This window comes from Ollibium composti (assembly GCF_004801285.1).
Taxonomy (GTDB): Bacteria; Pseudomonadota; Alphaproteobacteria; order Rhizobiales; family Rhizobiaceae; genus Mesorhizobium; species Mesorhizobium composti.
The window spans coordinates 258,155-281,039 of sequence record NZ_SSNY01000003.1; the positions used below are offsets into that span (position 1 = coordinate 258,155).

Annotated in this window: 17 protein-coding genes, 1 tRNA gene and 1 pseudogene; 11 read left to right on the forward strand and 8 right to left on the reverse strand. The window is 65.2% G+C overall.

Features of this window, described 5'->3' with window-relative positions; genetic code table 11:
• Positions 1–436: 436 nt before the first annotated feature.
• The 6 genes from E6C48_RS07170 to E6C48_RS07195 all read left to right on the forward strand — a co-directional run bounded on the left by E6C48_RS07170 (position 437) and on the right by E6C48_RS07195 (position 7,561).
• Positions 437–1,738, forward strand: a complete 1,302-nt coding sequence (locus E6C48_RS07170) for an N-acetylmuramoyl-L-alanine amidase (RefSeq protein ID WP_230978686.1) — start codon at positions 437–439, stop codon at positions 1,736–1,738.
• A 217-nt stretch (positions 1,739–1,955) separates the two neighbouring features.
• The gene (locus E6C48_RS07175; RefSeq protein WP_136355550.1) at positions 1,956–4,397 is read left to right on the forward strand and encodes a penicillin-binding protein 1A; all 2,442 of its coding nucleotides are present in this window, start codon (positions 1,956–1,958) and stop codon (positions 4,395–4,397) included.
• A 133-nt stretch (positions 4,398–4,530) separates the two neighbouring features.
• A protein-coding gene (gene prfB / locus E6C48_RS07180) for a peptide chain release factor 2 (protein ID WP_136355552.1) occupies positions 4,531–5,662 on the forward strand; the annotation gives its coding sequence in 2 pieces (ribosomal slippage) (positions 4,531–4,596 and positions 4,598–5,662; 1,131 coding nt in all).
• Positions 5,663–5,937: 275 nt separating this feature from the next.
• Positions 5,938–6,315, forward strand: a complete 378-nt coding sequence (locus tag E6C48_RS07185; RefSeq protein ID WP_136355553.1) for a hypothetical protein — start codon at positions 5,938–5,940, stop codon at positions 6,313–6,315.
• Positions 6,316–6,409: 94 nt separating this feature from the next.
• Positions 6,410–6,775, forward strand: a complete 366-nt coding sequence (locus E6C48_RS07190) for a GFA family protein (protein ID WP_136355554.1) — start codon at positions 6,410–6,412, stop codon at positions 6,773–6,775.
• Positions 6,776–6,913: 138 nt separating this feature from the next.
• Positions 6,914–7,561: an OmpA family protein gene (locus E6C48_RS07195; protein WP_136355555.1), complete on the forward strand. Its 648-nt coding sequence runs from the start codon at positions 6,914–6,916 to the stop codon at positions 7,559–7,561.
• A 91-nt stretch (positions 7,562–7,652) separates the two neighbouring features.
• Here E6C48_RS07195 and E6C48_RS07200 read toward each other — a convergent pair whose 3' ends face one another.
• Entirely contained in the window at positions 7,653–9,194 is a 1,542-nt protein-coding gene (locus tag E6C48_RS07200) for a DEAD/DEAH box helicase (protein ID WP_230978687.1), read from the reverse strand.
• Between the two features lie 179 nt (positions 9,195–9,373).
• Positions 9,374–10,147, reverse strand: coding sequence for an NAD kinase (locus tag E6C48_RS07205; protein ID WP_136355556.1), 774 nt, complete (start codon positions 10,145–10,147; stop codon positions 9,374–9,376).
• A 678-nt stretch (positions 10,148–10,825) separates the two neighbouring features.
• On the opposite strand from E6C48_RS07205, the pseudogene E6C48_RS23160 reads away from it, so the two are divergent.
• The 3 genes and pseudogenes from E6C48_RS23160 to E6C48_RS07215 form a co-directional block, all read left to right on the forward strand.
• Positions 10,826–11,011 (forward strand): annotated as a pseudogene (locus tag E6C48_RS23160) (DUF2478 domain-containing protein); the annotation flags it as partial.
• Positions 11,012–11,022: 11 nt separating this feature from the next.
• A complete protein-coding gene (locus E6C48_RS23020; protein ID WP_407940966.1) occupies positions 11,023–11,328 on the forward strand; it encodes a DUF2478 domain-containing protein in 306 nt (101 codons plus the stop codon).
• A 203-nt stretch (positions 11,329–11,531) separates the two neighbouring features.
• The gene (locus tag E6C48_RS07215; RefSeq protein ID WP_136355559.1) at positions 11,532–13,586 is read left to right on the forward strand and encodes a putative bifunctional diguanylate cyclase/phosphodiesterase; all 2,055 of its coding nucleotides are present in this window, start codon (positions 11,532–11,534) and stop codon (positions 13,584–13,586) included.
• A gap of 38 nt (positions 13,587–13,624) precedes the next feature.
• On the opposite strand, the gene E6C48_RS07220 is transcribed toward E6C48_RS07215, so the two are convergent.
• From E6C48_RS07220 to E6C48_RS07235, 4 genes are all read right to left on the reverse strand, one after another.
• On the reverse strand, positions 13,625–16,891 hold the full coding sequence (locus E6C48_RS07220) for an autotransporter outer membrane beta-barrel domain-containing protein (protein ID WP_136355561.1): 3,267 nt from the start codon (positions 16,889–16,891) through the stop codon (positions 13,625–13,627).
• 53 nt (positions 16,892–16,944) lie between these two features.
• Positions 16,945–17,619 (reverse strand): hypothetical protein, encoded by a 675-nt coding sequence (locus tag E6C48_RS23025; protein ID WP_168734469.1) that lies wholly within the window; start codon positions 17,617–17,619, stop codon positions 16,945–16,947.
• A 16-nt stretch (positions 17,620–17,635) separates the two neighbouring features.
• Positions 17,636–18,466 carry a hypothetical protein gene (locus tag E6C48_RS22515; protein ID WP_168734470.1) on the reverse strand — a complete coding sequence of 277 codons (831 nt, stop codon included), beginning with the start codon at positions 18,464–18,466 and terminating at the stop codon, positions 17,636–17,638.
• A gap of 275 nt (positions 18,467–18,741) precedes the next feature.
• A tRNA-Leu gene (locus E6C48_RS07235) sits at positions 18,742–18,826 on the reverse strand.
• A 337-nt stretch (positions 18,827–19,163) separates the two neighbouring features.
• Between E6C48_RS07235 and tig the strand changes: the two genes are divergently transcribed.
• Positions 19,164–20,618, forward strand: coding sequence for a trigger factor (tig, locus tag E6C48_RS07240; protein ID WP_136355930.1), 1,455 nt, complete (start codon positions 19,164–19,166; stop codon positions 20,616–20,618).
• Between the two features lie 81 nt (positions 20,619–20,699).
• On the opposite strand, the gene radC is transcribed toward tig, so the two are convergent.
• Positions 20,700–21,410, reverse strand: a complete 711-nt coding sequence (gene radC, locus E6C48_RS07245) for a RadC family protein (RefSeq protein ID WP_230978696.1) — start codon at positions 21,408–21,410, stop codon at positions 20,700–20,702.
• Between the two features lie 137 nt (positions 21,411–21,547).
• Positions 21,548–22,375: a type I methionyl aminopeptidase gene (gene map, locus E6C48_RS07250; protein ID WP_136355565.1), complete on the reverse strand. Its 828-nt coding sequence runs from the start codon at positions 22,373–22,375 to the stop codon at positions 21,548–21,550.
• Positions 22,376–22,577: 202 nt separating this feature from the next.
• Between map and E6C48_RS07255 the strand changes: the two genes are divergently transcribed.
• Positions 22,578–22,877: a DUF982 domain-containing protein gene (locus E6C48_RS07255; RefSeq protein WP_136355567.1), complete on the forward strand. Its 300-nt coding sequence runs from the start codon at positions 22,578–22,580 to the stop codon at positions 22,875–22,877.
• The last annotated feature ends 8 nt before the right edge of the window (positions 22,878–22,885 follow it).

Sequence of the window (22,885 nt, forward strand, 5' to 3'; positions counted from 1 at the left end):
CTCTTTGAACCAAAGCCCGGACGATCCGGACCAGCTTGTTGCTCCTTGCGGGAGCCGGCGCGGGCAGGGCCCTGGCCGTTTTCTTCACCGCAGGCGATTCCCCCGCCACGGGCGCACGCCTGCGAAAATCGATGCGATCACCCTTGCCTGTCGTCCGGTCGCCCGTGCGAAGGAACTGCCCTTTGTGCGATACCCAGCCGAAAGCTGCGCGGAAGGCGGTTCCTGGATTGCAGTGATCCAACGTCGCTTTTATGATTTGGCAGGAGCGAAGGCAACCCCGATTTCCACGCCGGCAAATTGGCTCTTGCGTGACCGAATCCGGTGCCGAAAAGGCTTGGTTAACCTTCTCTGGATACCAATCGTTAATCGAGTTCGCGGCCTGAACGGCAAAGTCCTGCAATCGCCGCACGCGGCGCGCCAACCGGAAGCGACTGGAATGAAGATGGGGTCCAAAGCGACAGCACACAAGGGGATCGCCCGCTTTGCCGGGCGCGTCTGCCTTGACGGCAAAGACGGTTTCGGCGCTGCCGTCCGTGCCTTGACGGTCGCGGTGGCCGTCATCCTGGCCTGTCTTTGTGCGCCGACCGTCGTTCAGGCGGCCGAGACGGCGCCGACGGTCGCAACCGGCTACAAGATGGCCGGCGACGCGGAAAAAATCCGCGTCGTGGTCGATGTCGACCGCCAGCCGCAACCGAAATGGTTCCTGCTGCGCGGGCCGAACCGGCTGGTGCTCGACCTGCCCGATACGCGCCTTGCCATCGATGCCCACGACCTGAAAGCAAGAGGGCTCGTTCGCAACGTGCGTTGCGGCCGGCTGGATGACGGCACCGCCCGCCTTGTGTTGACGGGCAAGGGACCGTTCCTTGTCGACAAGCTGGACGTGCTGAAGAACGAGGAGGGCGCCGGCTGGCGCATCGCCATCGACCTCAAGGCGGCCTCGGCGCGTGAGTTCGAGGCGGCGCTTGCCGATCAGGCCTTGTCGACCGGCTCTACCGCTGCAACCAAGGGCCAGCGCGTCGGCACCGGCCCGGTCTCGGCCCCTTCCCACCGCTTCACCGTCGTCGTCGATGCCGGCCATGGTGGCGTCGACGGTGGCGCCGAAGGCGTCACCGGCGCGGTCGAGAAGGATGTGACGCTGGCCTTTGCCAGGCTCTTGCGCGACAAGCTCGCCGCGGCCGGCCCTTACGATGTGTTCTTGACCCGCGACAGCGATGTTTTTCTGCGGCTGGACGAGCGCGTGGCGATCGCCCGCCAGCACGAGGCGGACCTGTTCATCTCGATCCATGCCGACACGATTTCGGTGAAGAGCCTGCGCGGTGCCACCGTCTACACCGTGTCCGACAAGGCCACGGACGCCGAGGCGCAGGCGTTGGCCGACCGCGAGAACCTGTCCGACCGTTTCGCCGGCATGGAGATCAAGGGTGACGATCCCGAGGTGACCGACATCCTCATCGATCTTATCCGGCGCGAAACGCACTCCTTCTCGCTGCGCTTCGCCCGCACGCTCGTCGGGCAGCTTTCCACGACTGTCGGCCTCATCAACAATCCGCATCGCGAAGCCGGCTTCCGGGTGCTGAAAGCGCCGGACGTGCCGTCCGTTCTGGTCGAACTCGGCTACCTCTCCAACGCCAAGGACGAGGCGCAACTCCTGTCTTCGGACTGGCGCGACAAGGCCGCCGACAGCATCGTCAAGGCCGTCGGCCTGTTCGCGCAGGCCCGGCTGCAGACGGGCGGGTGAGCATGCGCCGCGGTCCTCGCCACAACCGGGACGGGCGTTGCGTGACGACAACACCGGTCGTTTTTATTCGGGGCGTCCGGAACGGAAATCAACCCTTGCCGCATTTTGCCCACATCGTGGCGACATGGGGTTCTGATTACGGATCGGGAGTGATCGGGAAGCTTGCGCTGCCCCGCGTTGCGTCTAGGACAATTCCCGACCACGGACTGGAGCGGGCATGATTCGGCTCATCGGCTATTTCTTCGGCGTCGCGACGACGCTCGGGCTGCTCGTCGCGGCGGCGGTGGCGGTCTATGTCGGCCATCTGGCCAAGGACCTGCCGGATTATGAAGTGCTGGCCAAGTACGAGCCGCCGGTGACGACGCGCTTCCATGCCGCCGACGGCGCGCTGATGGCCGAATATGCGCGCGAGCGCCGCCTTTATCTGCCGATCCAGGCCATTCCCGATCGCGTCAAGGCTGCTTTCCTGTCGGCCGAGGACAAGAATTTCTACAATCATCCCGGCATCGACATCACCGGCCTCGGCCGCGCCGCGCTGCGCTACGTCACCGGCGGCCCGACGCAGGGCGGCTCCACCATTACCCAGCAGGTGGCCAAGAACTTCCTGTTGACCAACGAGCAGACGATAGACCGCAAGATCAAGGAAGCGATCCTGTCCTTCCGCATCGAGCAGGCCTATCCGAAGGACCGCATCCTCGAACTCTACCTCAACGAGATCTATTTCGGCCTTGGCGCCTATGGCATCGCGGGTGCCGCGCTCACCTACTTCGACAAGTCGGTCAACGAACTGACGATTTCGGAAGTCGCCTACCTGGCCGCGCTGCCGAAGGGGCCGTCCAACTATCATCCCTACAAGCACACCGACCGTGCCATCGAGCGCCGCAACTGGGTGATCGACCAGATGGTCGACAACGGTTACGTGACCCGCGAAGAGGGTGCCAAGGCCAAGGCCGAGCCGCTCGGCGTCAAGCCGCGCCGCAACGGCACCTATCTGTTCGCCGGTGAATATTTCACCGAGGAAGTGCGCCGCCAGATCATCGCCCGCTACGGCGAGAACGCGCTCTACGAGGGCGGCCTTTCGGTGCGCACCACGCTGGAACCCAAGCTTCAGCGCCTTGCCCGCAAGGTCATGCAGCGCGGCCTGATCAAATACGACACGCTGCGCGGCTATCGCGGCCCCGTCACCACCATCGACGTCTCCGGCGATTGGGGCAAGCCGCTGAGCGAGGTCAAAGGGCTGAGCGACGTGCCAGAATGGTCGCTCGCCGTCGTCCTCGACAGTTCCGACAAGGGGCTCACCGTCGGCCTCCAGCCTGCACGCCAGGATTCCGGCGCACTGGTCGACGAACGGGTCGAGGGCACTGTCGCCAAGGCCGACATGAGCTGGGCGATGCGCTACAAGAAGGACGGCAAGACCGTGAAGGCCAAGTCGCCCGCCGACGTGCTGAAGGCCGGCGATGTCGTCTTCGTCGAGAAGAAGGAAGACGGCGACGGCTATCTGCTTCGGCAGGTGCCGGAAGTGGAGGGCGGCCTGGTCGCCATGGACCCGCATACGGGCCGCGTGCTCGCTATGGTCGGCGGCTTCTCCTATGCCGCCTCGGAGTTCAACCGCGCCACCCAGGCGATGCGCCAGCCCGGCTCCTCCTTCAAGCCGATCGTCTATTCGGCCGCGCTGGACAACGGCTACACGCCGGCCTCCGTCATCATGGACGGCCCGATTACCATCACGACGGGCAACACCACCTGGACGCCGAAGAACTATGACGGCCGCACTGCCGGTCCCGCCACGCTGCGCTCCGGCATCGAGCGCTCGCGCAACCTGATGACGGTGCGCCTCGCCAACGACATGGGCATGAAGCTGGTGGCCGAATATGCCGAGCGCTTCGGCGTCTACGACCATCTGGCGCCCTACCTGCCGATGGCCCTGGGCGCCGGCGAAACCACGGTCATGCGCATGGTCTCGGCCTATTCGATCATGGCCAACGGCGGCAAGTCGATCAAGCCGTCGCTAATCGACCGCATCCAGGACCGCTACGGCAAGACCGTCTACAAGCAGGACGATCGCAATTGCGAAGGCTGCAACGCCACCGAATGGAAGAACCAGCCGGAGCCGGAGCTGATCGACAATTCCGAACAGGTGCTCGATCCGATGACGGCCTATCAGATCACCTCGATGATGGAGGGCGTCGTCCAGCGCGGCACGGCCGTTACCATTTCGGAGCTCGGCTATCCGATCGCCGGCAAGACCGGCACCACCAACGACGAGAAGGACGCCTGGTTCATCGGCTTTACGCCCAACATCGTCGTCGGCCTCTACATGGGCTATGACACGCCCAAGGGCCTGGGCCATGGCGCCACCGGCGGCGGCCTGGCCGCTCCGGTCTTCAAGGATTTCATGAAGACCTATCTGGTCGGCCAGCCGAAGATCGACTTCAAGGTTCCGGAAGGCATGAAGCTGATCGCCATCAACCGCAAGACCGGCATGCGCGCCAATCCCGGCGATCCGGGCGCCTTCATCGAGGCCTTCAAGCCCGGAACCGGCCCGGCCGACAGCTATTGGGTGATCGGCATGGGCACCGACGGCTCCAACGGCCCGGGCGGGAATCTGTCGCCGGGCGCGGCCCAAGCCATCGAATCGGGTGGCGGCGGCCTGTACTGACGCTTTCCCGAGCGGCGTGCGAGCCGCTCGGATCCGTCGGGGCCCGCTTTGCCGGCCCATTTTCCTTTACACACTCCGGCGCGCTGCCTATGTATCGCGCCGACCAGTCGAACTCTTGCATCGGGACAGCATCGTGCGCGCGGAAACGCAGAACATCGTCGACGAAATCAGGCAGGCCATAACCCTGCTGAGGAGGCATCTTTGACTGGGATCAGGCTGTAAAGAGGCTTGAGTACCTGAACGTCCGCGCCGAGGATTCCAGCCTCTGGAACGATCCCGCCGAGGCGCAGAAGCTGATGCGCGAGCGCCAGAGCCTCGATGAGGGCATCGGCGCCGTCAACAGCCTGACGCGGGCGCTCGAAGACAATATCGGTCTGATCGAGCTTGGCGAGGAAGAGGGCGACGAGAGCGTCGTCGCCGAGGCCGAGGCCGCGCTGCGCTCCATGCAGGGCGAGGTCAAGGCGCGCCAGATCGAAACGCTTCTGTCGGGCGAGGCCGACGCCAACGACACCTATCTGGAAATCCACGCCGGCGCCGGCGGCACCGAGAGCCAGGACTGGGCCTCGATGCTCCTGCGCATGTATACGCGCTGGGCCGAGCGCCGCCGCTTCAAGGTCGAGGTGCTGGAAGTCCATGACGGCGAGGAGGCCGGCATCAAGTCGGCCACCGTGCTTATCAAGGGCCACAACGCCTATGGCTGGCTGAAGACGGAATCGGGCGTGCACCGGCTCGTGCGCATCTCGCCCTACGATTCCAATGCGCGCCGCCATACGTCCTTCGCTTCGGCCTGGGTCTATCCCGTCATCGACGATTCGATCCAGATCGACGTCTCGGAATCGGACGTCCGCATCGATACCTACCGGTCGTCGGGCTCAGGCGGACAGCACGTCAACACCACCGATTCGGCCGTGCGCATCACGCATCTGGCGACCGGCATCGCGGTCGCCTGCCAGGCCGAGCGCTCGCAGCACAAGAACCGCGCCAAGGCGTGGGAAATGCTGCGCTCGCGCCTCTACGAGGAAGAGCTGAAGAAGCGCGAGGCGGCCGCCAATGCGACCGAGGCCTCCAAGAGCGATATCGGCTGGGGCCATCAGATCCGCTCCTACGTGCTCCAGCCCTATCAGTTGGTGAAGGACCTGCGCACCGGGGTCGAATCGACCAGCCCGTCGGACGTGCTCGACGGCGATCTCGACGACTTCATGGAAGCCTCGCTGTCGCACCGCATCGAAGGCGGATCGGGCGAGCCGGTCGCCGACATCGACTGATCCTGGACATCCGGCGACGGGAGCGAATTCCGTCGCCTTTTTGCACGGTAACACTTTATTGACCGCGATCCGGCCGTGGCGGCTCTGCGCCCTGCCGATCCCCGGCATTCCGCATCGCAGCGGCCCATTCGGGGCGATTGCCATCGCTCAACGACCTCGGCCAAAACGGGCCGGCGCGGACCGGGGCAGGGGCGTCGGCAGGAACCGGTACAGGGCAAGGCACGTTTCCCGCACGGGTGGGCTTGGAAAAGCCGCTCGTTCGAAAGGAAACGACGATGTCTGCTGCCACCCAATGTTCGGCCCGAGCCGTTCCGTCGGCGGGCCGACTTCTGTGTTCCCTGCCGGCTGCCGGGGTCCTTGCACTTTTTGTGTTGCCGGCTTTCGCCCATGACGCCGCGCCGACACCCGCCAAGCCCCTAGGCTGGTCCTATCCGTTCGCCTGCTGTGCGAATTACGACTGTCGGGCCACCCATACCGGCGAGGTTCTGGAGCGCCCGGAGGGTTACGTCATCGCCGATACCGGCGAGGTCGTGCCGATGACCGACAGGCGCGTCAAGGACAGTCCCGACGGACAGTTCCACTGGTGCGCCCATCGCTCGGGTATCGATGCCGGCCACACCATCTGTCTTTTCGTGCCGCCACGCTCATACTGAGCGCCCGTTGATCCGGACTATCTCCTGACAGGCGCCGGTTGCCAGTGGCAAGGTCCTATGATCGCATGCCCGTCTTCAGCCAGGGAGAACGGTTATGCCGCTCAAGGGAAGCTGCCATTGCAAGGCGACGGTTTTTGAAGTGACGCAGGCGCCTGTCAGCGTGACCCGCTGCACCTATTCGATCTGTTCGAAGAAGGGCGCGCTCTGGGCCTACTACAGTCCCGATGAAGTCAGGATCGCGCCGCAGCGGTCGAGCGCCACGTACCGCTGGCAATCGATGACCGTGAAGCACAATTTCTGCCCGACCTGCGGCTGCACGACCTTCACCGAATCGCCCGACTGGAGTACGGGCGAGCCGAATTTCGACAACATGCGCATCGCCGTGAATGCGCGCCTGTTTGATGATTTCGACCTCGACGCGGTCGAGACAGTGACGATCGATGGCAAGAATCTCTGGTAATTGCTGCATCTGAAGACAGATACGGGCTGAAAGCCGTGGATCACGGCCACCGGCGGCTCCGTTTTTCGCCGCATTTCGTGTTACAAGTCGGCCGGAAGGGTGACGGCGCGCTCGCGCCGCGATTTGAGAGGGAATTCCATGAAAAAGGCCGTGCTCGCCGTGATGGCGACGTCATTCCTGGTCGCCGCATGCACCACCGACCCCTATACCGGCGAGCAGAAGGTGTCCAACACCGCCGGCGGCGCCGTGATCGGAGGTCTCGCGGGCGCTGCGCTCGGCACGCTGGCCGGCGGTAACGACCGCCGTAACGCGCTGATCGGCGCCGGCATCGGCGCGCTGGCCGGCGGTGCCGTTGGTTCCGTCATGGACCAGAACGAAAATGCGCTGCGCGCGCAGTTGCAAGGTACCGGCGTCAGCGTCACCCGCACCGGCAACCAGATCATCCTCAACATGCCCTCCGACATCACCTTCGGCACGGACCAGGATGCGGTGAAGCCGCAGTTCTATTCGGTGCTCAATTCGGTGGCGCTGGTGCTGAAGAAGTACAACCAGACCGTCATCGACGTCTTCGGCCATACCGACTCGACCGGCTCCGACCAGCACAATTTCGACCTGTCGCAGCGCCGCGCTTTGTCGGTCGCCAATTACCTGTCCGCGCAGGGCGTGGATTCGCGCCGCTTCGCCGTCACCGGTTTTGGCGAGACGCGGCCAATCGCCTCCAACGGCAATGCCGAGGGCCGCGCACTCAACCGCCGGGTCGAGATCCAGCTTTCGCCGCTCACCTGACCAGAGCGGCGCCGTTGAGAATAGAAAAAGGCCCTTCGCGGGCCTTTTTCATGCGCGGAACGTAGATGTCCGCGAAACCGGTGGGTGAAGGTCAGACCTTGACGGCGATCTTCATGAAGGCCGGCACGTCGTCGCCGAAGCCGACTGTCTTGTCGTCGTCCTCGTCGCGACGGGCAGGGCGGTTGCGGCCCGGCCGGTCAGTGTCCCCGGATTTCTGACCGCGTTCGCCTTTGTGCCCGGCACTGCGCTCCGCGTTGTCGGCGCGGATGGCCTGCTTGCGCTCGCTGCGGCCGGCGTCGGCTGCCGGTTCGGCCGAAACAGCCTCGGCTTCCTCCGCGGCGGCGGGCTTGCTGCCACGCTTGCCACGTTCACGGCGGCCATCGCGCTCGCCGTCCTTGCGACCGGCCCGGCGCGGAGCACCACGGCCACGGCGCGGGGCGTCGTCCTCGCTGTCGCTGGCCGGCACGGTCGAAAGATCGCCGTCGTGCCATTCGATCTGCTGCCCGATCAGCTTCTCGATGGCGTCGATGTATTTGGTGTCGCTTTTGGTGGCGATGGTGAAGGACTTGCCCGACCGGCCGGCTCGGCCGGTACGGCCGATGCGGTGGACATAGTCTTCCGAATGGATCGGAACGTCGTAGTTGAAGACGTGGCTGACGTCGGGAATGTCGAGGCCGCGCGCGGCGACGTCGGAGGCGACCAGCAACTTCAGCTTGCCGTCGCGGAAATTGGCCAGCATCGTCATGCGGGCGCGCTGGTCCATGTCGCCATGCAGTGCGCCGGCATTGAAGTCGTGCTTGACCAGCGAGCGGAACAGCTCCGAGACCTCGACCTTGCGGTTGCAGAAGATGATCGCGTTCTTGAGGCCGTCTTCTTCCTCGCGGATCAGCTTGCGCAGCACCTCGCGCTTGTCCCACGGCTTGGAGCCGGACTTGACCAGCCGCTGCGTCACGGTGGAAGCGGTGGAGGCGGCCCGCGCCACTTCCACGCGCACCGGCGCGTGCAGGAACTGCTCGGTCAGCTTGGTGATTTCCGGCGGCATGGTGGCCGAGAAGAACAGCGTCTGGCGGGTGAAGGGGATGAGCTTGCAGATGCGCTCGATGTCGGGGATGAAGCCCATGTCGAGCATGCGGTCGGCCTCGTCGATGACGAGGATGTCGACGCCGGTGAGCAGCAGCTTGCCGCGCTCGAAATGATCGAGCAGGCGGCCGGGCGTGGCGATCAGAACGTCGGCGCCGCGCTCCAGCTTGCGCTCCTGGTCGTCGAAGGAAACGCCGCCGATCAGCAGCGCGACGTTGAGCTTATGGTTCTTGCCGTAACGGGTGAAGTTCTCTTCCACCTGAGCGGCAAGTTCGCGCGTCGGTTCGAGGATGAGGGTGCGCGGCATGCGTGCCCGCGCGCGGCCTTTTTCCAGCCGGGTGATCATCGGCAGCACGAAGGCGGCGGTCTTGCCGGTGCCCGTCTGGGCGATGCCCAGCACGTCCTTGCCCTGCAAGGCGTGCGGGATGGCGCCGGCCTGAATCGGCGTCGGCTGCGAGTAGCCGGCATCGGTGACTGCCGAAAGCACCTTCGGCGATAGGCCGAGGTCCGAAAAATGCAACGCTTCTTGAGCGGTCTGGCTGTCTGAGGACAAAATCTGCTGTCTTTGGCTTTTCGGGGAAGCGCGGCGGTTTGCGTCGCGGCGGGCGCCTCGCGCCTGCGTCATGTTGCATCGCGATAGGCGCAAGTCCGCGGTTTGTCAACTTAAACGGCTGTAATGAAGCTGCTTGCCGTAACCTAACCTTAACCATCAACGTTAATGTGCCGCTGGAATCAGTAGCGGAACTGTTCGCTCAGGATGCGCTCGTTCCACGAGTGGCTGGGATCGAACAGCAATGTCGCCGTCTTCGTCGGCGATTCGCGCACGGTCACCGCCGCCGCCGCCTTGACCTCGGTGTGGTCGGCTGCTGCGTTCACCGGGCGCTTGCCGGGCTCGAGGATATCGAAACGCACCGTCGAGCGGTTGGAGAGCAACGCGCCGCGCCAGTTGCGCGGCCTGAAGGGGCTGACCGGCGTCAGTGCCAGCAGCGGTGCATCCAGCGGCAGGATCGGGCCGTGGGCGGAAAGGTTGTAGGCGGTCGAGCCGGCGGGCGTCGCCACCATCACGCCGTCGCAGGATAACTCTTCCAGCCGCACATGGTCGTCGACGGTTATGCGGATCTTCGCCGTCTGGTAGGATTGACGCCACAGCGCCACCTCGTTGATGGCCAGCGCCGATACGGTTTCGCCGTCCTGCGTCACCGCCTCCATCTCCAGCGGGCGGATCGTCTCGGGCAGGGCGGCTGCGATGCGCTCGGGCAGGCCGCCGACGCGATACTCGTTCATCAGGAAACCGATCGTGCCACGGTTCATCCCGTACACTTTCCGGCCGCTGCTCATCGTCTCGCGCAGCGTTTGCAGGAGGAAGCCGTCGCCGCCGAGGGCGACGATGATTTCGGCCTCCTCCACCGGGGCCTCGCCATAGCGGGCGGCCAGCGCGTCGCGGGCGGCGCGCGCATCCGGAACGTCGGACGAAACGAAGGCGAAGCGGCTGCTGTTGCTGCTCATGGTCCCCGGCGGTCGCTGTCTTCCTGGCAAGATGGTGGGCAGGTAGCATGGGCGCGAGCCGCCTGCAAAGGAAACGCGCCGCGACTCGCCGCGCAGCCTCGGCGGAACAAAGGTTAACGACGCCCTTAAGTCATCGTAAAACCTCGATCGTCATGCTGACTGAGGGAGACGGGTGGCGGGGGCCAGACCGGTCGGGACACCGCGTTGCCACTGTCACGTTTGCTGTTTGTCTTGTTGCTCGTGTGCGGCTTTGCCGCCGCCTTCGCCGAACTCGTCGATCATTCCGACCGGTTGGGACCACGCCAGTCCGCATCGGCCAGGTGCGGCGAAGCCGCTGGCGTGCCGTGCCCGTCGCGGGCGATGATGGACTGAGGGTGCGGCTGGCAGCCGCCATTCGGCCTTGAGTCGGTAGACGCACTAAATGTCACATTGAAAATATATCTTTTATGATGATACTGGCGCATCGAACCTGTTTCGGGGAACGGCGATGGCCGAGAAGAATGAAGACAGCACCCTCCTGCCGATGCTCATCGCCGGTCTTGTGCTGGTCGTCATCGGTGCCATTGTGGTGATGATGTTCGTCTGAACGGGCGGCAGGACAGGCCGCACGCAGGAGCGCTCCTTGATCGGGGTGCCGATGCGGATCATGCTGCCCGTCGAACCATGCGAAACACAACGATGGCCGGACGCATAGCCTTTGTCGGCGGCGCCGACAGCGAAACCATCCAGCGGCTGTTTGCGGCCGTCGCGGCTGATCTGAAGGCCGAAGGTGTCAAGGTGGCCGGAGCGCTTGCCGAAGCGCCGCCCCTGCCGGACAGCACCTGTAGCGCCGGGCTGTTGCGCACGCTTGGCATCGGAGAAGCCTATTCGATCACCTGGACGCCGCGCCGGCCGGCACCTCTTGCCACCTCGATGCGCGAGGGGTGGAGCTTGCCTGCGCGGCTGTGCTCAGCGACATGCGCGGCTGCGACCTCGTCGTGCTCAGCAAGTTCGGCCAGCTGGAAGCTGTCGGCGAGGGGTTGTTCCCGGCCTTTGCAGCCGCAGTCGCAACCGGAACGCCGACCTTGACGACGGTATCGGCCCGGCACCGACAGGCATGGCTGGCCTTCGCTCCGGATGTCGATCTTGTCGACGCGGACATAGCGGCGGTGAAGCGATGGTGGCACCAGGTTTCAAGGTGAAGCACTGGCGGCCCGCGTATCGATCGTAAAGTGGGTGTTTAAAGCATTAAGTAAAGGCAAGCTTACATCGATATTTTGCGAGCTGACGCGAGCGAAGAACTTCATCGTATGGGCAGGATTTCCATTTTCGATAGGTGAATTAGGGATTCCTTTGATATTTCGAGCCCATCCTTCGCACGGGTTTGGTGCAGAAGGGGCGGGCTTTGTTCAAAGTCGTTTCATGTCTTGCCTACGAGCATGACTATTCGTTCGTCGTGGTCGCCGCCATCGTGTGTGTCGCAAGCGCGGTCATGACCATTCGCCTGTTCGACCGGGCGGGGCGGCTCTCCAGTGACGCGCGCCTCTCGTGGATCCTGCTGTCGGCCATGGCCTGCGGCGCGGCGATCTGGACGACGCATTTCGTCGCGATGCTGGGCTTCCGGCTGCCGATGGACCATGCCTTCGATCCGGTGCTGACCATTGCGTCGCTGCTGATCGCCATCGTCTTCAGCGCCGGCGGTTTGTTTATCGCCACCAGCCGGACCAAGGGTGTGCCGGGAGAATGTGGGGGCGTGGTCATCGGCCTCGGCATCGTGGCCATGCATTTCACCGGCATGGCCGGGTTGGAAGTGGCGGGCCGCATCGAATGGGATTGGTCGCTTGTCGCCGCCTCGGTGCTGTTCGCGTTCTCCTTCGGAACGGCGACGACCCATATCCTCGCCCGGCACAGGTTCCGGTTCAGCCGGCCGCTGGCGATGGGCCTGCTCGTGCTGGCCATCTGCACCATGCATTTCACGGCCATGGGAGCCGCGACCCTGATGCCTGATCCGTCCGTGTTCGTGGAGCCGCGCACGATGTCGAGCGAGTTTCTCGCCGTGCTCGTGCTGGCCGCGATGGCGATCATCGCCGGCCTTGCGCTCTACAGCGTGGACGCGCGCTCGCAGCGCGAGCTCATCGATGGCTTTCGCCACGCCGCTCTTCATGATGCGCTGACCGGCTTGCCCAACCGTGCCTTCCTGTCGGCCAATCTGCCCGCCATCCTGGAGCAGGATCGCGCCGGCGGCCTGCAAACGGCCGTGCTCGTTCTCGACCTCGACCGTTTCAAGGAGGTCAACGACGTCCACGGGCACCACACCGGTGACTTCCTGCTGCAGGATCTTTCCCGGCGCTTCACGCAGCTGATGGGCAAGGGCGAGATGATTGCCCGCGTCGGCGGCGACGAGTTCATCGCCGTCAAACGGCAGGTCAGGCAGAGGGCGGAAGTCGATCAGTTCGCGCTGCGCCTCGTTGCCTGCGTACTGGAACCACTGGAGCGTAACGCCAGCACCTTGAGCGTCGGCGCCAGCGTCGGCATCAACCTGTCATCGGGCGATTGCGGCGATGCCGAGGAACTGATCGGAGCGGCCGACCTTGCCATGTACCGGGCAAAGCGCTCGCTCGGCGACAAGATCTGCTACTACGAGCCGTCGATGGACGAGGGCCGGCGTGCGCGCAGCGCCCTGGCCATGGAGCTTCGCTACGCCATCGAGCGCGACGAACTGGAACTCTACTACCAGCCCCAGCTCGACGTTCGGTCGGGCCGGGTCAGCGGCTACGAGGCGCTCCTGCGCTGGCATCATCGCCAGCGCGGCATCATTTCGCCTGCCGAGTTTATTCCGATCGCCGAAGAAACGGGCCTCATCATTCCGATCGGCGAATGGGTGCTGAAGACCGCCTGCGCGGAGGTGGCCGGCTGGAAGAAACCCTACAGGGTCGCCGTCAACATCGCTTCGGCCCAGCTGACCCAAGCCGACCTGCCGAAGATCGTGCACGAGACGCTGCTGACGACGGGATTGCCGGCTTCCAGGCTGGAGCTCGAAATCACCGAGGCCAGCATCATCGAGGACCGTGAGCGGACGCTGCACGTCATCCGCCAGCTCAAGGCGCTTGGCGTGACCATCGCCATGGACGACTACGGCACCGGCTATTCGTCGCTGTCGACCTTGCAGGTGTTCCCCTTCGACAAGGTCAAGATCGACCGTTCCTTCATCGACGGGCTGCTGGCCGACGAGGCCGCGACGGCGATCGTCAAGGCGACCATCCTGCTCGCCTCCAGTCTGAATATCGCGGTCCTGGCGGAAGGGGTCGAGCGCCAGGAGCAGATCGATTTCCTGCAGGCCGAAGGCTGCACGGAAGCGCAGGGCTTCCTGTTCGGGCGGCCGCGCCCGCTGCCGGAGATTGCCGAGCAGGTTGGCCGCCGTGTAAAGCAGGCCGATCCGGCCGTCTCGCGCGCTGCCTGAAATCACCCCGGAAAGCGGGCGATGTCGGGGGAGGGGCGTCAGAACCGGATATCGAAATCCGCCTTGGCGCCATTGTCGGTGGCGTGTGCGCCGAACTGTCCGGTGTAGGAGAGGCCGAGCGTGGCGTTGTCGGAGATGGCGAAGTCGAGCCCGGCTTCGAGCACGGCGGCGTCCTTTGCGATCGGGGTGCCGGCGATGTCGAAGCTGTTTGTACTGGCAAAGGCGAAGGCTTGTGTGGCCAGCGGCGTGGTGTCGCCGAAGGCATGCCGCCAGCCGACCATGCCGCGTGCCGTCGCCGTCATGCCGCCGAGGTCGAAGCCGGTCGAGGCGCGCATGCCCAGCGTGGTGAAGGTGGTGTCCGTGGTCTGGCCGGCGCTGGTGAGGGCCGCCGCACCGCCTTTCTCGGCAAAGCCGTCGGTGTGCAGGCTGACATAGGCAAGGTTGGCGAACGGCTCGAACGAGGCGCTCGCCGTGTCGATGCGATAGCCCGCCTCGCCGAAGGCCTGGAAGGTGCCGGCGTCGTAGTCGGCGCTCAGGCTGTCGGCAAAGCCGGGGAAGGCGACCGAGCGCGCCGTCGAAATGTCGTGCCAGCTGTAGGCGAGGCCCGAGCGCAGGCCGAGCGCGCCCATCTCAGTGCCGCCATAGAGGCCCAGATGATAGCTGTCGCTGGAGCCGGAAGAGGCGCGGCCGTCGATGGCGAAGCTCGCATGGCTGTAGCCGGTCATGATGCCGAGGCGGACGTTTTCCGCCACCAGTCCGTCGATGCCGGTGAAGAAGCCGCCGGCGGAGCGGTCGAGCCCGGCGGCATTGCCGTCGCCGGCGGTCGAGCCCCAGGAGCCGAAGACCGAGCCCCATGCCGCCACGCTTGCCGAATCGGCCGGCGCCAGCGCGTGGCTGAAGGCCGCTGTCGCGGCACCATCCGTATCCGTCTCGCCATAGGCCAGCACCGGCGAAGCCGCCGCGCCGACGCCGGCGAAGGCGGCGCGGATGCGCTCGTTGACGGCATCGCGCAGGAAGCGGCTGTCCTCAAGCAGCGCCGTCCTGGCGGAGGCGTGGATCTCGCCGGACAGACCGTCGAAGGCGCTTTCGGATTGGGTGGCACTCAACGAGACGACAGCGTTCCAGATCGGATTGCCGGGGCCGAACAGGTCGACGGCGCCGCCGACGTTGCGCTGGTTCGGCGTTTGGCCGGCAGATGCAAAGGCGACGTCGTTACGGACGAGCCTGAGATAGACGCTGGTAGGGTCGTAAGACAATTTTGGGTCGAGGAACGCGAAACTGGAGGTGACCGCGCCGAAAGTGCCGCTCACGCCGGCGTCGGCTTTCAGGATGGTGTAGCTGGCGTTCGGCTCGTAGGTGCCGGCCTGGCCGACATGCACGACTTTACCGCCATTGAGGAAAGCCTTTCCCGTCGCGCGGATCAGGTCGCTGCCGGTGCCGCCCGGTTCGACTTCCACTTCGTAGGTCGAGTCCGATCCCAGAGTGATGTCGCCCGCCACGGTCAGCGTGCCGATCGAATTGCCCGGCGCGACGGTGCCGGCGACCGACGTCGTGCCCACGGTGCCAGATCCCATCAGCCTGCCGCCCGACTGGACGTCGAGCGTGCCGCCGAGCGTGCCGTTGACGGAGAGCGCTCCGCCTTCGACCGTCGTGCTGCCGGCGAAGGCCGAGGACAGTCCGCTGAGCAGCAGGCGACCGTCGCCCTTTTTCACAATACCGCCGCCGCCCGTTATAGTTCCCGCGAAGAGCGCGTCGGCCGCCTGGTCGAACACCACAGCCGCGTCGTTGCTGAGGTTGCCGCGGATGGAATCCACATTTCCCACCAGCGTGCCAGCCTGCACCACCGTGCCGCCGGTATAATTGTTGGTGCCGGACAGAAATACGGTGTCATTACCCGATTTGACGAGCATCCCAGCCCCGGTCAGGTGGCCGCTGACGGTTCCGGCCTGCATGTCGAACAGGGTCGCCGCCGTCGCCATGCCGGAAATCAGGCCGCCGGTGAGCTGATAGGTGCCGGCATCGGCCGTTCCGGCCATCGTGCCGCCGGACTGCTCGACTTTCGTGGCCGTGACCGCGCCTTGGGTCAATCCGCCGGACTGGTCGTAAGTGCCGGCGGTCGCGCTGCCGTTCATCGTGCCGCCGGTGAAAACGAACTGCGTCGCGATCACCGTGCCGCTGGTCAGGCCGCCGGACTGCTGGTAGGCGTCGGCATGCACGTTTCCCGCCATGGTGCCTTCCACCAGGGCATAGAGCGGCGCGTTGCCGATCCCGCTCGGGCCTGCCACGGTGCCCGCCATGACGGTGTTGGCGCCATTCTGCGTCATCCCGCCGCCGGGAATGATGTTGTCGATATTGATGAGGCCGGTAGCCGACACCGCGCCGTTGCCCGTCAGCTCGAACTTGCCTGTGTCGGTGCTACCGGACAGAGTGCCGCCCGTGAGCTTGTATTGCGTCGTCGCCACGGCGCCGGAAGTCAGCCCGTCGTCCTGTTCGTACCGGCTACTGGCAATGATGCTGCCGGACATGGTGCCGCCGGCCAACGCGTAGTCGATACTGTAGGCGGTCGCCGCCATCGTGCCGCCCGACTGGGCAAAAGCTGAGACGTCACGAAGCGTGCCGCCGCGGATTTCTCCATTGCCGGAAAGGTCAACGACAAACTGGCTGACATCGAAGCCGCCGAGATCGACGACGCCACTGGACGTAACCTGCAAGGTGTTGGTGGGATTGCCGAATGCCGAGGTATTGCCCGCTTGCAACGTGCCGTTCGAAACCAGCGTCTGCCCGGTGTAGGTGTTGGCCCCGTTCAGCACCAGCGTGGCGCCGCCTTCCTTGGTCAGCGCGCCGCCGCCGGAAACGACGCCGTCGATGATCAAATCGGCATCGGTCAGGAACGTGCCGGCGCCATTCAGCGTGACATTGCGCGTGGACGTGAAGGAAGCCGTGTTCTCCAGCGTGCCGCCGTTGAAGGTGAGGGGGCCGGCGCTTGCACCGAGATTGGCCTCGGAAGACACCGACAATATGCCTTGTTTCAGCGTCCACGGCGTCACCGCGGTGGTCGTGTTCGTCAGCGTCCAGGTGCCGGAGCCGGTCTTCTCATAGCCGGTGAAACCCCGATATTGCTGCGCGGCGCCGACTTTCGAGACGTCGAAACTGCTGGCGGCCACCCCGCCGAGCGTCAATAGGTTGCCGGTGCCGGCCGTCGCATCGACATTGCCGACGATCGTCGACCCGGCCTGCAATTCCAGCCGGTTCGTGCCGCCGGTGAAGGTGATGGCGTTTGCCCGCGCCGAGCCATCGCCCCTCATTCCGCCGGAAATCGTTCCGGAATTGATGATGGTGAGGTTCGATCCGATAATGCCTACGCCGCCGACGCCGCCCGCACCGGCTGAACTGCCCGGATTGCCGGGAGTGTAAGGGGCGCCGCCGCCCGCGCCACCGGCGCCGCCGTAACCGCCGAAACCGCCGAAGGTCGCCCCGCCACTCGTACCACCAGGACTTCCGGTCGTGCCAGGAGCGCCGGCAACACCTGAACCCGTACCGCCCGTACCGCCAAAGCCGCCATCACCGCCCTGACCACCCGGGCCAGTGATAGAACCGAAGCCGCCCGCGCCGCCATCTCCACCGTAACCGCCTCTGCCCCCGGAACCGCCCTTGCCGTTGGCAGCATTTCCTCCTGCCCCGCCAAAACCGCCAATGCCGCCGACACCGCCGGCCGTCCCAGGCGCGCCTCCGATGCCAAGGCCACCGATTCCGCCCATACCGCCATACCCGCCCGGGCCGCCCGATCCACCGTCGCCCGCGACGCTTCCCCCTGCGCCTCCTGCGCCCCCTGCGCCGCCGACGCCACCTGCACCACCTGTTCCGCCGGGAGTGCCTGGAACTCCGGTTGCACCAATGTCGCCGGCGCCGCCCTTGCCGCCGTTGCCGCCAACGCCACCAGTGCCAATCGTGCCGGCGTTGCCGCCAGCCCCGCCAACCCCACCGCCGCCGCCAGGGTAGCCGCCTGCGCCGCCATTGCCGCCGGCACCACCATTGCCGCCGCCGGTATTCTAGAATCCCACGGAGGCGCTGCCGCCGGCCCCTCCGTCGCCGCCGGCAATCGTGCCGGTATTGGTCACGGTCCCGTTGCTGCCGCTCACCGCGTTCCCGCCGACGCCACCCGCGCCCGCCGTGCCGGAAGCTCCCCCGGCACCCAGATCGCCGCCATCACCGCCACGGCCGCCCGCGCCGCCCGAGGGCCCGACGCCGCCGGCAGCACCATTGCCGCCCGCGCCGCCGTTGCCTGCCGCACCGCCGGTGCCGCCACTGGCGCCGCCGCCCGAGCCACCCAGACCACCGACGATGGCCCCGGCATTCTGCAAGGTGAAACCGCTGCCGTCGAACGCTGTGCCGCCGGAACCGCCGGAACCGGCCTGAGCGCCCGCTCCTCCCTGTCCACCGTTGCCGCCATCGCCGCCGGCACCACCGTCACCGCCAGAGCCGGCTACGGCGTTTACACCGGCTACACCGTTGGTGCCGTTGCCACCCGTTCCGCCATTGGCGCTGCCGCCCACGCCGCCAGTGCCGCCGATCGCGGCCGCATCCGAGTTAATCGTAATGATCGGGGTGCCGATGAACACGCTGCCGCCAACGCCACCGGCGCCGCCGTTTGTAGCGTCGCCACCCATCGTGCCGACGCCGGCAACCGTTGTCCCTGCCGTACCGTCGCCGGCGGTGCCGGTCGACCCTGCGACGCCTTGGGTACAGGTCGTGTAATTCACGTCGTTGATCGTGCAAGCCGCGCCCCAGGCAGGCGGCGCGTATGCCCCCGCCGTGAGTGCCGTCGAGCACAGCAGGACAAACGCCGCCCGGTCATGCTTATGGAATGAACGCTTCGCCATGCTCCCCCAGCGCGCCCAAGATCGCGCCGCCTCCTCCCCACAAACCCGTCAGACTTTCAGCCGGGCTAAATTCCTCCTGGATTGTCAAATCTATCGGGTTGCGATCTTTCAGCTACACGTTACTTCCATGATTTTGCGGCCTGCAAGGAAAAACGGTCCGCATCCCCGACATAGTCTCGAATTCGCAGGGATTGCGGGCGGCCGAAAGCGTTCCAGCGGCGGGTGGGCCGTTCGGTCCGGACGGGAAGCGAAGCAACAGTCGGGAAGGTGGAAAGTGGTGCGGATGAGAGGACTCGAACCTCCACGCCTTTCGGCACTGGAACCTAAATCCAGGGCGTCTACCAGTTCCGCCACATCCGCTGCGCCTGCGGCAATCCCATGTAGCCATCATTCTGTCAATGTCGGGGCCTTGATTGCGCTCGTCTGGAAGCGCGAAGACGGTTGAAAATTGGCCTCGCCTGTGACAGAAGGCGTGTCGAATGTGACGGGATGAGACGATCCGCTTCTGGAAGATGTGATAAGAAGTCGGAAAAACAAAGACTTAATCACATTTTGGAGCGTGTTTCGGATGCTTCGGCCTAATCGCGGCCGGCTTTCCGGGTCCCGCGCCAAAGCTATCCCGGCCAAGACTGTTCCACAGGCTGCAAACGGCGAACACCGTTTTGACGGCCTGATCGATTGAAACAAAGGTTTGATGATGCAGGTCACCGAAACGCTCAATTCCGGCCTCAAGCGCGAGATCAAGGTCACCGTACCGGCCGGCGATATGGAAGCCAAGCTGATGGCGCGGCTGTCCGACGCCAGGGACAAGGTCCGCATCAACGGCTTCCGTCCGGGCAAGGTGCCTGTGCAGCACCTGCGCAAGGTCTACGGCAAGTCGTTCATGGCCGAGGTGGTCAACGAGATTCTCAACGAGTCGCGCACGATCATCACCGGTCGCGGCGAGAAGGCCGCCATGCAGCCCGAGATCGTCATGACCGAGGACGAGAAGGAAGCCGAGAAGATCCTCGCCGGCGGCGCCGATTTCGAGTTCAAGCTGAACTACGAGGTCATCCCGCCGATCGAGATCAAGGACTTCGCCGACATCAAGGTCACCCGTCCGGTCTACGACGTGCCGGAAAGCGAGATCGACGAGCAGGTCAAGCGCGTCGCCGAATCCGCCCGCACCTATGAGCCGAAGGACGGCAAGGCCGCCGAGGGCGACCGCGTCACCATCGACTACGTCGGCAAGATCGACGGCGAGGCTTTCGCCGGCGGCGCCGGCAACGACCAGCCGCTGGTGCTCGGCTCGAAGGAGTTCATCCCCGGCTTCGAGGATCAGCTTGTCGGCGCCAAGGCCGGCGACGAGAAGCAGGTCACCGTGACCTTCCCGGAGAACTACCAGGCCGCGCATCTGGCCGGCAAGGAAGCCACCTTCGACGTCACCGTCAAGGAAGTCGCCAAGCCGGGCGCGCTGGAGATCAACGACGAGACGGCCAAGAATCTCGGGCTGGAGTCGCTGGAGCGCCTGCGCGAGGTGGTCAAGGGCCAGATCGAGAGCCAGTTCGGCTCGATGACCCGCCAGAAAGTCAAGCGCCAGCTTCTCGACCAACTCGACGCCGCCTACATCTTCGAGGCCCCCTCCAAGCTGGTGGACGCCGAATTCAACAACATCTGGGCCCAGGTCAACCGCGATCTCGAAGCTGCCGGCCATACCTTCGCCGACGAGGACACCACCGAGGAGGACGCGCGGGAAGAGTATCGCCGTCTGGCCGAGCGCCGGGTGCGCCTTGGCCTCGTGCTGGCCGAAATCGGCGAGAAGGCCGGCGTGACCGTCACCGACGACGAATTGCAGCGCGGCCTATTCGAGCAGATCCGCCGCTTCCCGGCCAACCAGCAGCAGGAAGTCTACGAGTTCTACCGCTCCAATCCGGATGCGCTGAACACGCTGCGCGCGCCGATGTTCGAGGAAAAGGTGGTGGACCACCTGCTCGGCCAGATCTCCGTGACCGACAAGGCTGTGAGCAAGGAAGAGCTGATGGCCGAGGACGACGAGGACGAGGTGAAGGCCAAGCCGGCCAAGAAGGCGTCCGCCAAGAAGGCCGAGGAGGCCGGTGAGGAGCCGAAGAAGAAGGCGGCGCCGAAGAAGAAGGCAGCCAAGGACGCAGAGTAAACCGTTCCGCGTTCGTTTTCGAGAAGGCCGCCGCGAGGCGGCCTTTTCCGTTTGCGGGGATCGCAGCTGTATCCGATCCCGTCAGATCAGAAGCAGGCCCTTCATCGACACATGGCCTTTCTTGCCGATGATGATGTGGTCGTGAACGGCGATGCCCAGCCTCTTGCCGATCTCGACGATCTCCTTGGTCATGTCGATATCGGCGCGCGAGGGCGTCGGGTCGCCGGAAGGATGGTTGTGCACCAGCACGATGGCCGTCGAGGAAAGCTCCAACGCCCGCCGCACGACCTCGCGCGGATAGACGGGCGTATGATCGACGGTGCCGGTCTGCTGCACTTCGTCGGCGATCAGCGCGTTCTTCTTGTCGAGGAACAGGATGCGGAACTGCTCGCGTTCTTCGAAGGCCATGGCCGCGCGGCAATAGTCGAGCACCTGCGTCCATGACGACAGCGTCTCGCGTCCCTTGATCTCGGAGCGCAGCATGCGCTGTGCTGCGGCGGCGATGATCTTCAGGTCGAGTGCCACCGCCGGGCCGATGCCTTTGACCTCTCGCAGCAGGTTTTCCGGCGCGCCCAATACTTCGGCCAGCGTGCCGAAGCGCGCCAGCAGCGCCTTCGCCACTGGCTTGGTGTCGGCGCGCGGTATGAGGCGGAACAGCAAAAGTTCCAGGAGTTCGTAGTCGGGCAGGGCACTATGCCCGGCGCTGGCGAAGCGTTCGCGCAGCCGGTCGCGATGGCCGAGATAGTGCGGCTTCTGTTCGGCGGTCGGCGGCACGACGGCCTGCTCCGCCAGGAATCCAGCTTCTTGTCGCCTGTCTGCGCCCACTTGCACCGCTCCCTGCCGGCATCATGATAGGCGATGTTTCCGGCACGTTGAACGGGCATGGCGGCCTTTTTTCCACAGGGCCGCACTGCAGGCAGTTGTTGAAATCAGGTGGGCAGGCCGGGCCGGTCCAGCCCTTTGGGCGAAAGCGTGAAGATCTCGCAGCCGGTCTCGGTCACGCCCACCGTATGCTCGTATTGCGCCGACAGCGAACGGTCGCGCGTCACTGCCGTCCAGCCGTCCGACAGCACCTTCACATGCGGCCGGCCGAGATTGATCATCGGCTCGATGGTGAAGATCATGCCCGGCCGCATCTCGACGCCTTCGTTGGTGTGGCCGTAATGCAGGATGTTGGGCGCGTCGTGGAACAGAAGGCCGACGCCGTGGCCGCAGAAGTCGCGCACCACCGAGCAGCGTTCGCCCTCGGCATAATTCTGGATCGCGGCGCCGATGGCGCCTGTGCGGGCGCCGGGCCTGACCGCCGCGATGCCGCGCGTCAGGCACTCGTGCGTGACCTCCAGCAGGCGCTCGGCCGCCCGCTTGATCTGGCCGACCGGATACATGCGCGAGGAATCGCCGTGCCAGCCGTCGAGGATGTAGGTGACGTCGATGTTGACGATGTCGCCCTCGCGCAGCGGCTTGTCGTCGGGGATGCCGTGGCAGACGACATGGTTGATCGAGGTGCAGGACGATTTGGTGTAGCCGCGATAGTTGAGGGTCGCGGGCAGGGCGCCGTTGTCCATGCCGAATTCGAAGACGAAGCGGTCAATCGTCTCGGTGGTGACGCCCGGCTTCACCAGCTCGGCGAGCTCGTCCAGGCAGCGCGCCGTCAGCTGGCAGGCCTTGCGCGTGCCGGCGAAGCCGTCCTCGTTGTAGAGGCGGATCTGGCCGGTGTTGCGCAACGGAGCAGTGGCGGCGTCGAGATAGGTGGTCATGAACGGTGCGGCAGGGTTTGTTTCGATATCGACCCTTCATGTGACATCGAAAGGCTCATTCTTCAACCTTCAATATCGCGCGATGGCCTTGAAGCGCCCGCATGGAAGCCACAATTGAGGGCGACAAGCGCCCGATCAATCGCAACCTTTCACCACGCAAGGCGTTGCCGTCGCACGACGGCGCCGGATGAAAAGACGTTCCATGAGCAGCCTGCAATTTGCCATTCCCGTCAGGGTCCGCATGGTGGACGGCCTGCCGATCGAGGAAATCTACGGGATCGAGCAGGCCCTGGACCTGTTGGCCGAATGGCCGGTGGGCCGGCAGGGCAAGCTCTACCAGGCGGCCTTCAACGCCTGTTTCAGCGCCAGCGTCGGCGTGGTCGACGTCGAGGAAGCCGGCCGCGCCTTCACGGCTTTCTGCCGCGTCGGCGGCATCCTGGCCAAGGACATGATGTGGCAGGCCAAGCGCGGTCGCGACCACCGCAGGCCGCTGTCCGCCTGATCGGGCGG